Origin of the sequence: Limosilactobacillus sp. (assembly GCF_051873035.1) — a bacterium.
Classification (GTDB): Bacteria; Bacillota; Bacilli; order Lactobacillales; family Lactobacillaceae; genus Limosilactobacillus.
This window is the reverse complement of sequence record NZ_JBJEEL010000049.1, coordinates 26,121-39,993: the sequence shown is the minus strand read 5'-3', so window position 1 is coordinate 39,993 and position 13,873 is coordinate 26,121. Positions and strand designations below refer to the sequence as shown.

The following is a 13,873-nucleotide window of genomic DNA, read 5'->3' as shown; positions in this document are numbered from 1 at the left end:
TTCTTGCTTAATCTGCGTCATTAAATTTGTTCAAGTTATTTATTGCAATCTGCCTAATAAAAAAATCTCCCCAGGCGATTAATTGCCGGGGAGATTTTATTTTACTTCAGGTACTTGGCAGGGTCCGCCACAAAGTCCGCCACCTTGACGTCCGTGGTTTCCTTAGTGGCCGCTTCCTTTAACTGGAAGTGACCTTCACTAACTTCTTGTTCACCAAAGACGGCAAAGTACTTAGCATTGCGCCGGAAGGCTTCCTTAATTTGCTTACCAACCTTTACGCCACTGTAGTCCTTGTCAGCAACGATTCCCTGTTGCCGGACCTTGTTCAGAATTTCAAAGGCGAGGTTGTTACCCTGGTCATCAGCACTTGCTAAGAAGAGGTCTAGCTGGTCTTGTGGTGCAAAGTCGGGATTTTCCTGCTGCAGCAAGATCATCAGTCGTTCAACACCCATTCCAAAACCGATTCCCCCTTCTTCAGGGCCACCCAGTTGTGAAATTAGGCCGTTGTAACGACCACCGGCACAAACCGTCGTGTAGCCGCCACCAAAGGCCGGTGAGTCGGACATGATTTCAAAAATCGTGTGGTTGTAGTAATCCAACCCCCGCACCATGTTACTGTCAATCTCGTAGTCGATGCCTAATTCCTTCAACAGGGCTTGAACTTGGTCAAAGTAGCTTTGGGACTCATCATCCAAGTAGTCCAGGATGGATGGTGCATCCGCCACGATCTTCTGGTCACCTGCATCCTTGCTGTCGAGGACCCGCAGGGGGTTCTTGTACAGGCGTTCCTGGGAATCCTTACTCAGCTCATCATAGTGGGGCTTTAGGTAATCAATCAGAGCTTCCCGGTAATCGGCCCGCACTTTCTTATCGCCCAAGGTGTTGATAACGAGCTTAACGTCAGGAACACCAAACATCTTGAAGAGGCGCATTGCCATGGCGATTACTTCCACGTCAATTTGTGGTGATTCGTTGTTTAAAGCTTCCACACCAATCTGGTGAAATTCACGTTGCCGACCAGATTGCGGCCGTTCGTAGCGGAACATTGGTCCCATGTAGTAAACCTTGTACGGCTTTGGGTATTCGGGACCGTACAGCTTATTTTCAACATAGGCCCGGACAACCCCAGCCGTCCCTTCTGGACGTAAGGCAATGTGCCGGTCACCCTTATCATGGAAGTCATACATTTCCTTGGTTACGATATCGGAAGTGTCACCGACATTCCGTGAAAAGACGTGGTAGTCTTCAAACATTGGTGTCCGGATCCCCCGGTAACCAAACTGGTGAAAGACTTCCCGGGCCGTTGCTTCCACTTTTTCCCATAAACCGGTTGTTCCTGGTAGTAGGTCCGCGGTTCCCTTTGGCTTTTGATAATCCATTTCATTTTCCCCTTTCATTAACAAAACCCTCTAAGGCTAACTAGCCTTAGAGGGTGATTTTCTCACTGTCCCACCTCTATTTACACCAGCTTCACAGCTGCTGCCTCAAGAAGTTAACTAACTTCATGACGATAACGGGTCCTTCCGGGGTTGGCTACTGAACTTCACCAATCCAGCTTAGTAGAGGTGGTTTCACAGCCACTGCTAGCTCTCAGCACTGCTAGTTCTCTGTCAAGGTGTGGCCGCTTTAGTTCTACTTCAAATGCTTTTAAAGTTCACCAGTGATTTTACCATAAGTCACTGCTTTTGGGTATCTCTATTTAACAATCCCTCTTTGCCGACGTAGGTGGGTGAGGTAAACGAAGACAACCAAAAGCGTTCCCACCATCAAGGAGAAGACGGAAATAAAGAGCTCCTGGTAATTTCCCTGGTCAATCACAAAACCACCGTAGAGGGGTCCAATTGCCCGCCCGATCGACATTGTAATGTTTAATAGGCCTTGGTAGTGGCCCGTTTCGTTCACCGTTGTCAGTTGCGAAATCCACGCTGGCAGTCCCGCAAAGCTAGTCATTTCACCAACCGTTAAGATCACAAAATCAAGTACGAAGAACCACAGACTCCGGGCAAAGATCAGCAGTAAAAATGAACTGGCAAAGATCAGCAGTCCCGCCATAATCTGGTTAGATAAGCGCACATAAGGACTGAGTTTATTAACCAGTGGCTGACCGGCGATAATCAAGACCCCATTCAAGGTCCACAGCAGACTATAAGCATAGAACGGAATCCCCATATTAGTCATGTGGACCGCCATCACGCTTTCCCATAAGGAGTAGCTCAGGTGAACCGTGATGTAGTTAATCAGGATTAACCAAATCAATACCAGAACCCGGTGGTGACTACGGGCCGCCTTCCCCTGTTTAACCGGTGCCGTCCTTGCTGGCAACTTCACCCGAACATTTAGGTTAAAGATCACCACCAGCATCAAAAGGCCATAAAAAATGGTGGCAACACTAAAGACCAGGACGACGCTAATTGGTAGTAAGACACCAACTGCCAGGGTTCCGATTACTACCCCAATGTTGTAGGCCATGTAAATATAATTAAAGACGTAGCGTGAGCTGTGATCACTTACCAAGGAACCATACGAATTAACAACTGTCATGTTAATCCCATCCCCAAAGCTGTTGATCATCATTAAGATGGCAAACCATGGCCAACCATGCTCAAAGACCAGTGTCAGGATCGCGAGTGTCGATAGGGTTACCCCGAGCACCGCTGTCTTGTACTGGTTCCAATGGTCAAATAACCAGCCTCCCAAGTAGTTACCGGCCATCATGAAAATCGAAATAAAAAGCATTACGACCCCGGCAGTGGTCAAACTTTCGTGAAGGTAGTTATGCATGTACATCGTGGTTAGTGGCCATAAAAAGGCAGCCCCAGTGTTGTTTAATAAACTGGCCAGGGCTACCCATTTTAGCTTAACCTGCGTTTACTTCGTCATTCTCTCACCTCAGTTAGGATAACTTTAGTGTTCATGAACCATTTCCGATGATGGTACCCGGAGCAGCGTGTACGTCGCGGCATCCCGGTCGGCCCGCAGGCCTAATCCATTCAACGCAGTATTCTTATAGTGAACCGTCATTTCAGCCACAAAGGCCTTCCCAGTCGTCCGGTTTTCCTTTCTTAACCGGGCCTTATTCCACGGCAACGAGCTGGCATCAAGGGTGATAATCCGGTCACCATCAGCAACTGAACCATAGTGTGAATTAGTGGTGTACCGGTTACCATCAGCCCAATACGTGTACGAAACAATTGGGTGCTTGCCATTCTTACTCCGCGTTGCCAAAACATAGTAGTAGTCATCATTTTTGTTGTGAAGCTGCAGTGGTGAATACTTCGTGGTCGTCACCGTCTGCTGGTGGTTATTGATATCCGCCTGCCGGAAGAAGGTCAGGTAGGCCATCCCCCCAATCCAAACCAGTGCCACCACTATCATTGCAACATAACGCCAAAAAAGCTTTACTGAAAAGGCAGTCTTGGTCTTCGCAATTAACATTAACTGTTGTACACGGATGTAGTGGATTACGTAGCAGAAAAATACTACGGCTAAGATCCACAACAGCCAACCCAACCAGTTCCAAGTCATATTATTAACTCTCCATTCTGTTTGCCAAATTTATACCTTGATTATCACACAAAACCACTGACTTGTCCCACTAATTCCGTTTGATTTTGGAAATAAATTAAAGCTTTCTTTTTTGCAAATCTGCAAACTGTGCTAAACTAAAAGCTAGTGCCAATTCGATATTGTTATTACTAAGGACAATCTAGGCAACCGGTAGTTAGACTACCTGATTCATAAGGAGGAATTGATTTCATGGATAATTTGAGTGAGTTAGCCCAACAATTAATTAAATTTGAGCATGATAATGACTTAAACGATAATGAAGTTGCTTTTGGGAGCCACCTGTCAGTCGAGCGGATTCATGACATTAAGTCATCAAACTCTGCCGCGACTTCTGAAGAAACCGAATTACTCCAACGATTTATGCAAAGCAAATAAAATCACTGTGTTAAACATAAAATGGGGGCTGTGACCTGGTCAAAGTAAGGGTCGACAGCGCGGTACACAAATGGCGCCAAGCGTTCAGTTTTCTGAATGCCTGGCGCCATTTGTGTTCATGGAGGCTGCTATCATGCCCCCGTTAATATTTAAAACTATTCACGAAAAGTGACTGGTAACGTGACTGATGAAATTGCCGCCTGGGGGGCTGCCACCCGTTTTAGCAAGGTTTTAATCAACTGGGTTGCCAATTCTGGGACTGGCTGGACAACCGTTGGTAGGTGGGGGGCCACTTTCCGGATTAACTGTGAACCATCATAACCAGTAATAAAAAAGTCCTTTCCCATTTCCAGTCCGCGGTCGCGGTAAACTGCGGCAATTTCTAGCGCTTGCACATCGTTTGACGCCACTACCCCATCGTAAATTCCCGGAAAGGTCGTTTGAAAATCAAGCTTTTCTAATGCTAAAGGATCGAAGCTCCGGTGTTCCGCTGTCAGCCGGTCGAGCACTCCTTGCAGACGGTTTAATGTTGGCGAGGCCGAAGTATCCTCATCGACAATTACCGCAATATGCGTTACTCGATTTTTTAGCAGGTACTCAACCGCCAACTGGCCGCCGTGGTAGCTATCCGATGACACAATCGGAATGTTATCAGCAAGGTACCGGTCAAATGAAACAATGGGCGCCGAAATGCGGTGGTATTCATCAATATCCAGGTTATGCGAACCAGAGATAATCCCATCCACCTGGTTTGCCATCAGCATGCTCAAGTACTCGTGTTCAATTTCTGGATTTTCCGCCGACGAAGCAATAATTGTCTTGTACCCCTGCTTAAATAGCTGGCGTTCCAGCTCATTACCTAGTTCGGCAAAGAAGGGATTGGTCAAATTAGGGAAAATTAGGCCAATAAACTTAGATGGTTTCCCCTGCATTGCCCGGGCCAAAGCATTGGGCTGGTAATTCAGCTGGCGCATCGCCGCATGAACCTTATTGATTGTCTTTTCGCTCAGTGACCCGTAATTATTAATAACCCGTGAAACTGTTGTAACTGAAACACCCGCCAATTGGGCAACATCTTTCAATTTAGCAACCATACTCCTACCTCACATCATATTGACTTAATAATACATTATTATAAAACAGTGTCCGGAAAACTGGAATATTTTCCGTCTTTATATTAATAGGATTCCCTTCCCGACCTTTCATTTGATAAGAAAGTGGTCACTGCCAATCATTTTCGGGTCCATCATTAATAATATCAATATTACTAATATAAATTTTCTTATTGCATTTTTGTAACTTCATTGACTATTGGCCGAATAAATGCTAGTTTTAAAGACAGTTAAATCTTAACAACTTCTTAATAATTTTATTTAAAATTTAGCAAGTTCATTTACAGCTTCAAGTATAGTTTTCAACTATCACATTTTAAATGACGAGGAGGAGCTAACCACTAATGAAAGCAGAGCTTAATAAGACAACACATTTCAAGATGTATAAGAGCGGTCGTAAGTGGGTAGTCGCTGGTTTGACTGCCGTTTCCTTGTTAACAGCAACTGGGGCGGTTGCTCATGCGGATAATGACGCCAATCAGGTACCTGTAGCAAATGAGAATGTTAACACTCCACAAAGTGCTACTGGCACCACTAGTCAGGCAACTAGTGATAGCAGTCAGGCGCCGAACAGTAATAGTAGCCAGACGCCAAGCAGTAATAACAGTCAAGCACCGAGTTCGGCAGCACAAAATACCCAAGCTGCAGCACCACAAACTAGTACTACTGCAGCATACGCGGCCCAGACCGATACTCAACAGAGCCAGGGTGTTGATTTGAATTCCCTGCACTTCAGTAATAATGCACGCAGCCAACAGTTTATCGAAAGCGTGGCTCCGGGTGCTATTAATACCTGGAATGAGTACCAGATTTTACCATCGGTTACAGTTGCCCAAGCTATTCTGGAAAGTGGTTGGGGAAGCTCTACGTTAACAACTCGTGCGCACAACTTATTCGGTATCAAGGGTTCCTACAATGGCCATTACGTTACCATGCCAACCGGCGAATACTTCGGTGGGCGCTATGTAACGATCAATGATAATTTTCGGGCCTACCCGAACAACTCCGCATCAATTGAAGACCACGGTCGCTTCTTAACTGTTAATAGCCGGTACAGCAACCTCCATGGTGATACCAACTACATTTCAGTTACTAACAAGCTCCGCGCTGATGGATATGCAACCGCTCCTAACTACGCAACCGCACTACAAAATTTGATTCGAACTTATAATTTAACATAGTTAGATACGGTTGCTTTATCAGGACACGTTGTCGTCAACAAGCAGCCAAATGACAACTCCTCCAGCAGTTACGGTAACAGCACTAACTACTACACCGTCCAAAGTGGTGACACCCTTTCTGGAATTGCCAACCGCTTCTCAACCACGGTCAACACGTTGGCCCACTTGAACGATATCCAAAATGTGAACCGGATTTACGTTGGTCAACACCTACTAGTTCGGCAGGCCCAGGCACCTGCGCCGAGTCAACCGACTAACCAAAATCAAAATCAACAGCCAACCCAACCGGTTCAACCAACGACACCAAGTCAACCGACCCAGCCGGTAACGCCAAGTCAGCCAACTAACACGACGAACGTCCAAACTAGTTACACCGTTAAGAGCGGCGACACCCTCTCTGGAATCGCCAACCATTTTGGTACCAGCTATGTTCAATTGGCCCAGATCAACCACATTGCTAACCCGAACCGGATTTATGTTGGGCAGGTTCTCCAATTAAGGTCTACTGGTAGCCAGAATAATAACCGGCCCGCACCAACCACTCCGACGACGCCATTGCACCACAATACGTCCTCTTCGGCTTCAGCAGCAGCGACAACCGGTTCTTACACGGTCAAAAGTGGCGATACCCTCTCTGGAATTGCCAGCCGGTTTGGTGTTTCCTATGAGCAATTAGCCCAAGCTAACGGTATTGCTAATCCCAACCGGATCTACGTTGGCCAAGTAATCCGCTTAGGTGGAACCACCGCCAGCCGTCCCGCAACTAACTACTCTAGTTCCCGGACAGCGGCTTACCGTGGCGGCTATACCGTTAAGCGCGGTGATACCTTATCTGGAATTGCGGCCCAGTATGGCCTAAATTGGTATAGCTTGGCTCAGCGGAACGGCCTTTCTGCTCCTTACACCATCTATGTTGGTCAACGGTTAGCACTCTAATTTAATGATCATTTACCATTAAAATGATTAAAGCAGAGCACTAAATTAGTGTTTTGCTTTTTTATGTTTTAAATATTAAAATCATATCGATGTAAATGTCTGGTTATTTTTTAGGGGGAGTAATGGTGCAATGGCGACCCATTATACTAACGAATTTACTAATATTACCAAGGCCAGCAAGCTCTTCAAAATGCTGGGTAATCCGCGACGTCTTCAACTGCTCTATCTCCTAATTCAACACCCGATGAGTGTTTCAGCGATCTGCAAAGAACTCGATTGGGAGCAGTCTGGGGTTTCCCACCAACTCCAGCTGCTCCGTAAATATAACCTAGTTCAACAGCACCGGCACGGCAAGACGGTTATCTACCACCTGGCTGACCCGCGTGTAATGACACTCATCGCCGATGTCTTAAGTCATGCCGATCAAATTATCGATTAGTATCGGTCAAAGATCCGCAAAAGGGGCGCCCCGCGTTTAGATTTCTCTAAACGTTGGGCGCCCCTTTTGTACTTACAGGGAATTAGTCGTCACCGGTCCCTGTTTTACTTCCCACTACTTAACAAACTTTAACTGAAAATCGTCCTCACTTTGGATATCCTTAACGACAACATCCTCGCCATCATGGAATTGGTCTTGGTTAACCCAGAAGCTTGGATGAACATGGCTATAAAACCGAAATGCGTAATATGGTGCGGAGTCCTTCAAGTTAACCTGCATAACCCCTTGTGAACCATCAGAACAATGAATTGCCTGCGTCTGATCATCGTTGTGAACAAATACTGTTGTCACTTTTAACACCTCCGTTTTATATTATAGCTCACTTTTGGTATACCTAACAATAAAACATATGGTGCATTAACTTATTAGTCAATTGGGTGAAGAAAGTCAAAAAACTCGCTAGTACTAACCACTATTGTACTAACGAGTTTTCTTTAATCTGCTGCTAGAGCATCAATTGGGTTTAACTTCGCGGCGTGGTGCGCTGGTAATAGGGCCGCGATAAAGGATATCACTATGGCAACCACTAACGCAAAGATAACATTACCGACTGTAATCTGGACAATATTGTACTTAATCAAGCCATACAGTGCGTGGTTCAGAATAACGGTCACAATTGCCACGATCACAAGTGCCAGTACGGCTGAGAAGAGGCCAATAAAGATGGATTCCGAGGTAAAGAGCCGGCGGATATCCTGCTTTCGTTCCCCTAACGCACGAAGAATACCAATTTCCTTAGTTCGCTCGGAGACTGACATGTACATCGTAACAATGATCATCAGGGCAGATACTAACAAGGAGATACCGGCAATCGCGGCGAGAATGGTCGAAGCCAGGTGCACATAAGTATTAACCGTCTTGAGGATCGAACCGACCGTGATTGCACCAAGGATCCGGTTATTCTTGCTATTGCGAAGGTTATTAATTCGGGTCGCCACTGACTCCACATTCGTCAAACTAGAGGCAGTCACTGCCACGAAGTTCGGTCGCGTATCGGCGCCCTTTTGCTTTAATAACCGCTGGAACGTGGCGTGGTTAATGTTTGTCCCAGCACTTGCTCCTTCACTGAGGCCCGCTACTTTAACCGTCCCTTCAATCGCAACCGGGTCCCCCTTCGGATTGACCCAGTTAAAGCTGAGCTTAACCTGCTTACCAATCAGCTTGCGGTACTTTTTAGGGCTAGTCAGTTGAATAGCCTGCTGCTTAGTGAGCACAATCTCGTTATTACCTGGTTTGTGACCGTGCTTAATCGAGTTAGCCGTCACCGACTTATTCCAGGTGGTCATCGTGGAGCCGCTTTGTTGGAGCTTACCGTAGCTGAGGCGGTACCCCCCGATCATGTTTCCCGCCTGGACACTTTCCACCCCTTTTAACTTCCGCAAACGATTGAGGTCCCCCTGACTGATAATCATTGATTGCGGGTCGGCGGTCATATTCTGCATCAATGAGGACTGAATTTGGTCTTGGGTTAACTTCTTACCGGTCGGGTTCTTGAAGACGGTAATGGAACGCGGATTAGTCAGCGAATTAATTTGGTTTTGGATATACCCGTTCACCCCGTTCCCCAACCCGCTAAAGAGGAGCACCGCAAAGATACCGATTGCCGTTCCCAGCATGATTAGTGAATTTCGCCAGAAGTTATACATCAGGTGTTTAAAAGACATCCGGTAACTAGCCGCCGCCGGGAGCTGCCGGGGTTCAATATGGGTCGGATCATCCGGGAGTTGGTAGGCCGGACGCAAGCGTTCATCACCATCAATTTTACCGTCAGCCAGGTGAACAACCCGGGTTCCGTGGTCAGCAACCTCCTGGGAGTGGGTGACCGCAATCACCAGTTTGCCGTCTTTGGCAATCTGGTCTAATAGTGCCAATACTTCCTGGGTATTTTGCGAATCCAACGCCCCCGTAGGCTCATCAGCAATGATAATTTGGGGGTCGCTGGCTAGGGCCCGCGCAATTGCTACCCGTTGCTTTTGCCCCCCGGAGAGGTGGTTAGGGTGCTTATTAACCTGCTCACTAAGACCGACCTGGTCGAGCAACTGGAGGGCCCGCTGACGACGTTCGTCCTTACTCAGGTTCGTCATATCGAGTGCTACCAAAACGTTGTCCAGGACGCTAAGGTGAGAAATTAGGTTATACGACTGGTAAATGTAGCCGACCATCGACCGCCGGTAGTTATCTAGCTGCCGCTCCTTACGGTGGTCAAGTAAGTCACCATTTACTAATACCTGCCCAGTGAAGTTACGGTCCAGTCCCCCAATAATATTCATCAGGGTCGACTTTCCACCACCGGACTCACCCAGAATCGATACAAATTCGCCCCGGTCAAATTGTAAGTCAATCTCTTTTAAGACCGGGAAGGCTTGCTTATCAAGGTAGTACGCCTTTTTAATCCCTTTTAATTCTAAAAAAGCCATTTTGTTCTCCTTATCGTCATTTGTAGCTCGATTATACCAAAGCGGTCGCACAGGAGAAAAGATTTGAAGCCAGTCTTAATTAAAAGTAATATTTCCCGGGAAATGTTACTTTTCCCGGGTTAACTTGCCGTCCATTAGTTGGTAGATGTGGTCGGCATATGCCCGTAGACGGAGGTCGTGGGTAACCACCACAATGGCCTTATTATGCTTAATGGCCATCTGACGGAGCAGCTGCCCCACCACCTGGACCCGATTACTATCAAGTGCCGCGGTCGGTTCATCGGCTAGGATAATCTCCGGATTGGGATACAGGGCCCGGGCAATTGCCACCCGTTGGTTTTGACCACCCGACATTTCATCCGAATAGTGATTAACTAACTGGTCGATTCCGAGATCCTTAAGCAGGGTCAGCAGTTCGTCCGCGCTCATATTGCCCGTCTTTTTATTTTTACGCACCAGTTCAAATTGTTCCCGCACCGTCAAGTAGGGAAGGAGGTTGTATGACTGCAGGACAAAGCCAATCTTATTGAGGCGCAACTGGTCTCGTTCCCGGGCCGAGTACTGTTCCAGCCGTTCCCCTTCCACCATAACGGTCCCACTACTTGGTGTTTGCAACCCACCAGCAATGGTTAGAAAGGTGCTCTTCCCAGATCCAGAAGGGCCTAAAATTAAACTCAGTTCGCCCCGGTCGGCCGTAAAATTAACGTTTTTTAGCACTTGCACCCGACTAATTCCGGTACCAAATTCCTTATTGATATTCTTTAGTTCAATTACTGACATCGTAATCCTCCTATCCATTAAGTGCCCGTACCGGGTCGATCTTTAGAATCATCCGCACTGGTAGTAAGGCACCGACTACGCCCAGCAGTATCAAAATAACCACCATCATGATTATTAAGGACCAATCTAATACTAACGGTACCGTTGTTGGCATTAGGCCAGCCGTGATTAGTGTCAAAAGCAGTCCGCCACAAATGCCGGCCGCCATTAAGATAACCGCCTGGTGAATCGTCGTGGCAACCAGGTAGCGGGTCGGGATCCCCTGTGCCCGCAACACGGCATAGTTAGGCATCTTTTGCATCGTCAAAATGTAAAGGAAGACGGCAATAATGATTAACGAAATTACCATTAAAAAGCCAATCATGAACGCAAAGGTACTATTCTCAGCCGCGTACCCCGGTAGTTTTTGGATAAACCGTTCGCTGGTGTAGTGGGCAAGGTTTTTAAACCGCCCCGGCTTTTCGGTTTGGTTAGCAATAATTCCACTAGCAACTACCTGAGGGGCCACGCCACGAAGCGTACGCCAGGTTGACAAGCGGCCATAGACTACGGGAGCAACGTTTAATTGGGCATCCTTAGTAAAGCCAACGATCCGGTAATTAGGACTCGTGGAATTTAATTTTACCCGGTCACCTAGGCGGTAGCCCTTAGCTTTCAGACTATTATCAACCACCAGTTCATGACTGTTACGGGCGTGCCGTCCCGCCGTTAACGGGATGTTATCCTTGGCAATGTATTGGTGGGGTTTCAAGCCGATAAACTGGGCACTTTCCTTATGTGTAGCCCCGTTGGTTCTTTTAATTACCACGGGGGCCTGGCCAACCAAGGCCTCATGCTTATTTAGCTTCTTATTAGCAAGTTGGTCCGTCGTGATTAGGGACTGGCTCATGTTATCGTTCGCGTTTTTATTGAGGAAGACCGTCTGGGTATCCCAACTAGTAATCGCGGCCTTGTTTTCACCCGCTAATCCCAGCATCATTCCCATCAACACAAACATCAAGTAGCTAATCATCACAATCATCGCAATAATTAAGCTATACCGTAATTTTTCGTGTTTAATTTCTTTAATTGCCAAAAACATTTTTGTTCTCCTTTGCTAGTAGGGCCTTTAGTACTGTCCGTAACCGGGTAATCACAACCTGTTCCTGGTCCGGCCGGGTCAAGCCATCTTTAATTGCCTGGTGCACTAGGGTCATCACGCCCCACTCGACCGGGCTTACCGGTCGAAGCCGAGATTCTTGATGACACAGCAGGGCCTCGTTAACCATAAAGTGACGCTTAACCAGCGATGCGTAGGGACTGGTGTTCACCCTATCAAGAAAATTGGCCACCTCCTGGGTATACTCATCAGCACTTAACAAGCGATGGGCCTTAATTGCACTATTATGTAAGTCTAGTAGCGCAAAGTGGTACAAGTAGTTATAAGCATCAGTCAGGTCATCAAAGTACTTGTAAAAGGCCCCCCGGGCGATCCCCGCCTGTTTAACAATCCGCGCGACCTGAGCATCTGCTAAGTCATGCTGACTAAACTCCGTCAAGAGTGCCTGTCGAATACGGTTCTGCTTCGCCGGTGCTAAATTTGCGAAAGTTTTACTAGCCATTTATGTCCCTCCATAATGACACCGTGTCACTTAGTCGTACTTTATGCTATCACCGAAAGTGACACCGTGTCAATCGAACTGTTAAAAAATCCCCAGGATTATTTCCCGGGGAATTTTTCGTATAACCTGATTAGGCTTCTTCGCCGGCTAATTTCACAACCGCCTTCGAAACATTTTCAATCCGGCCATTAACAAAGTCGTCGACCTTCTCAATGCCGAATTCATGGGAAAGCAGTGGCAAAACGTCAACCTTCCCCGAAGCCATCAGTGCAATTGAATCTTCAAAGCAGTAGGGATTAATAAAGGCCCCCTGGATCTTCAACTGCTTTTGGAAGACTTCATAACTATTAATGGAGAATTTGTCATCTGGGTTACCCACCCCGAACATGGAAACTTGACCACCACGGGCAGCCGCCTCAACAGCTTGTTCCTGGGTTTCTGGACGACCAACGGCTTCAATCACAATGTCGTATTCGTTCGTTGGAATTGTTTCCCCCTTCTTAGTATTGATCGTCTTTGCCCCAAACTGGTCATGGTTCAGCTGTAACTTTGCTTCGTTCCGCCCGCTTAAGGTTACTTCGCTGACCCCGTAGGCCTGCAAGGTTTGAACAAACAACTGGCCCATGAAGCCGTCACCGATTACCAATGCCTTTTGGTAAGGGTGAATTTCTAATAGGTCAACCCCGTGAACGGCGCAAGAAAGTGGTTCAGTTACCGCGGCGGCCTTTAGGGAAACGCTGTCCGGAATAGCGTAAACGACCTTTGCTGGTGCCGTAAAGTAGTCTTCAAAACCACCATCACGGGTAACACCAACGGCTGAAAGGTTTTCACACATTTCGGGACGGGAAGTCCGGCAGTACTTACATTCACCACAGTAAATGTTCGGGTCAACCGTTACCCGATCGCCAACCTTAACATTCTTAACGGCCGAACCGACCTTCGCAACGACCCCGGAGTTTTCGTGCCCTAAAACGATCGGTGGAACCGCACTGGCAGAGCCAGGTAGGCCGGCATATAATGCGTGATCAGTCCCACAGATCCCCGCATACGCGGTGTGAACTAAAACCTCATCTGGTTTAACTTCTGGGGTGGCAACGTCTTTTACTTCGAGTTGCTTTTTACCCGTCAAAACAAGTGCTTTCATAAAACAAATTCTCCTTCTCTGTATCTTAAATCTGCCCCATTATAATTAAGAATTACCGCCACTGTCAAACGCTTATCAAATTAAACGTTTTACCATTATAATGTTCCTTTAACTGAATTATCTTCATATATTAGATCTACCGTCCATAAACCAGTTAGCCAAAAAAGTTTAAATTTTTTCGAAGTTTTTGTGAAACTGTTTCAAGTGGTTATAAACCGCCATTCGACCCCACTTACTATTTGTGAAACCGATTAGAAATGC

At 46.8% G+C, this 13,873-nt stretch carries 12 protein-coding genes and 1 pseudogene; 3 read left to right on the top strand and 10 right to left on the bottom strand.

The genetic code is table 11. The features are described from left to right. Nucleotides 1-101: 101 nt before the first annotated feature. The 3 genes from hisS to ACI31H_RS04695 form a co-directional block, all read right to left on the bottom strand. On the bottom strand, nucleotides 102-1,379 hold the full coding sequence (hisS, locus tag ACI31H_RS04705; protein WP_439770840.1) for a histidine--tRNA ligase: 1,278 nt from the start codon (nucleotides 1,377-1,379) through the stop codon (nucleotides 102-104). Nucleotides 1,380-1,695: 316 nt separating this feature from the next. Beyond that, nucleotides 1,696-2,841, bottom strand: a complete 1,146-nt coding sequence (locus tag ACI31H_RS04700) for an MDR family MFS transporter (protein WP_439770841.1) — start codon at nucleotides 2,839-2,841, stop codon at nucleotides 1,696-1,698. 63 nt (nucleotides 2,842-2,904) lie between these two features. Beyond that, nucleotides 2,905-3,525: an LVIS_2131 family protein gene (locus tag ACI31H_RS04695; RefSeq protein ID WP_439770839.1), complete on the bottom strand. Its 621-nt coding sequence runs from the start codon at nucleotides 3,523-3,525 to the stop codon at nucleotides 2,905-2,907. Nucleotides 3,526-3,756: 231 nt separating this feature from the next. On the opposite strand from ACI31H_RS04695, the gene ACI31H_RS04690 reads away from it, so the two are divergent. Beyond that, nucleotides 3,757-3,942, top strand: coding sequence for an LBP_cg2779 family protein (locus ACI31H_RS04690; RefSeq protein ID WP_439770838.1), 186 nt, complete (start codon nucleotides 3,757-3,759; stop codon nucleotides 3,940-3,942). A gap of 155 nt (nucleotides 3,943-4,097) precedes the next feature. On the opposite strand, the gene ACI31H_RS04685 is transcribed toward ACI31H_RS04690, so the two are convergent. Further along, the gene (locus ACI31H_RS04685; protein WP_439770837.1) at nucleotides 4,098-5,036 is read right to left on the bottom strand and encodes a LacI family DNA-binding transcriptional regulator; all 939 of its coding nucleotides are present in this window, start codon (nucleotides 5,034-5,036) and stop codon (nucleotides 4,098-4,100) included. Nucleotides 5,037-5,398: 362 nt separating this feature from the next. Here ACI31H_RS04685 and ACI31H_RS04680 point away from each other — a divergent pair. Both ACI31H_RS04680 and ACI31H_RS04675 read left to right on the top strand, forming a co-directional pair. After that, nucleotides 5,399-7,171: pseudogene (locus ACI31H_RS04680) on the top strand (LysM peptidoglycan-binding domain-containing protein). Nucleotides 7,172-7,301: 130 nt separating this feature from the next. Beyond that, nucleotides 7,302-7,610 (top strand): ArsR/SmtB family transcription factor, encoded by a 309-nt coding sequence (locus tag ACI31H_RS04675; protein ID WP_439770836.1) that lies wholly within the window; start codon nucleotides 7,302-7,304, stop codon nucleotides 7,608-7,610. Nucleotides 7,611-7,724: 114 nt separating this feature from the next. On the opposite strand, the gene ACI31H_RS04670 is transcribed toward ACI31H_RS04675, so the two are convergent. From ACI31H_RS04670 to ACI31H_RS04645, 6 genes are all read right to left on the bottom strand, one after another. After that, nucleotides 7,725-7,961, bottom strand: coding sequence for a hypothetical protein (locus ACI31H_RS04670; RefSeq protein WP_439770835.1), 237 nt, complete (start codon nucleotides 7,959-7,961; stop codon nucleotides 7,725-7,727). A gap of 143 nt (nucleotides 7,962-8,104) precedes the next feature. After that, complete coding sequence (locus ACI31H_RS04665) at nucleotides 8,105-10,087, bottom strand: ATP-binding cassette domain-containing protein (RefSeq protein ID WP_439770834.1); 1,983 nt, start codon at nucleotides 10,085-10,087, stop codon at nucleotides 8,105-8,107. Nucleotides 10,088-10,192: 105 nt separating this feature from the next. Continuing rightward, entirely contained in the window at nucleotides 10,193-10,867 is a 675-nt protein-coding gene (locus ACI31H_RS04660) for an ABC transporter ATP-binding protein (RefSeq protein WP_439770833.1), read from the bottom strand. 10 nt (nucleotides 10,868-10,877) lie between these two features. Continuing rightward, on the bottom strand, nucleotides 10,878-11,948 hold the full coding sequence (locus ACI31H_RS04655; protein WP_439770832.1) for an ABC transporter permease: 1,071 nt from the start codon (nucleotides 11,946-11,948) through the stop codon (nucleotides 10,878-10,880). Then, on the bottom strand, nucleotides 11,932-12,468 hold the full coding sequence (locus ACI31H_RS04650; protein WP_439770831.1) for a TetR/AcrR family transcriptional regulator: 537 nt from the start codon (nucleotides 12,466-12,468) through the stop codon (nucleotides 11,932-11,934). Before ACI31H_RS04650 ends, ACI31H_RS04655 begins: the two co-directional genes overlap by 17 nt. Nucleotides 12,469-12,598: 130 nt before the next feature. Further along, entirely contained in the window at nucleotides 12,599-13,612 is a 1,014-nt protein-coding gene (locus ACI31H_RS04645) for a zinc-dependent alcohol dehydrogenase family protein (RefSeq protein ID WP_439770830.1), read from the bottom strand. Between the last annotated feature and the right edge of the window lie 261 nt (nucleotides 13,613-13,873).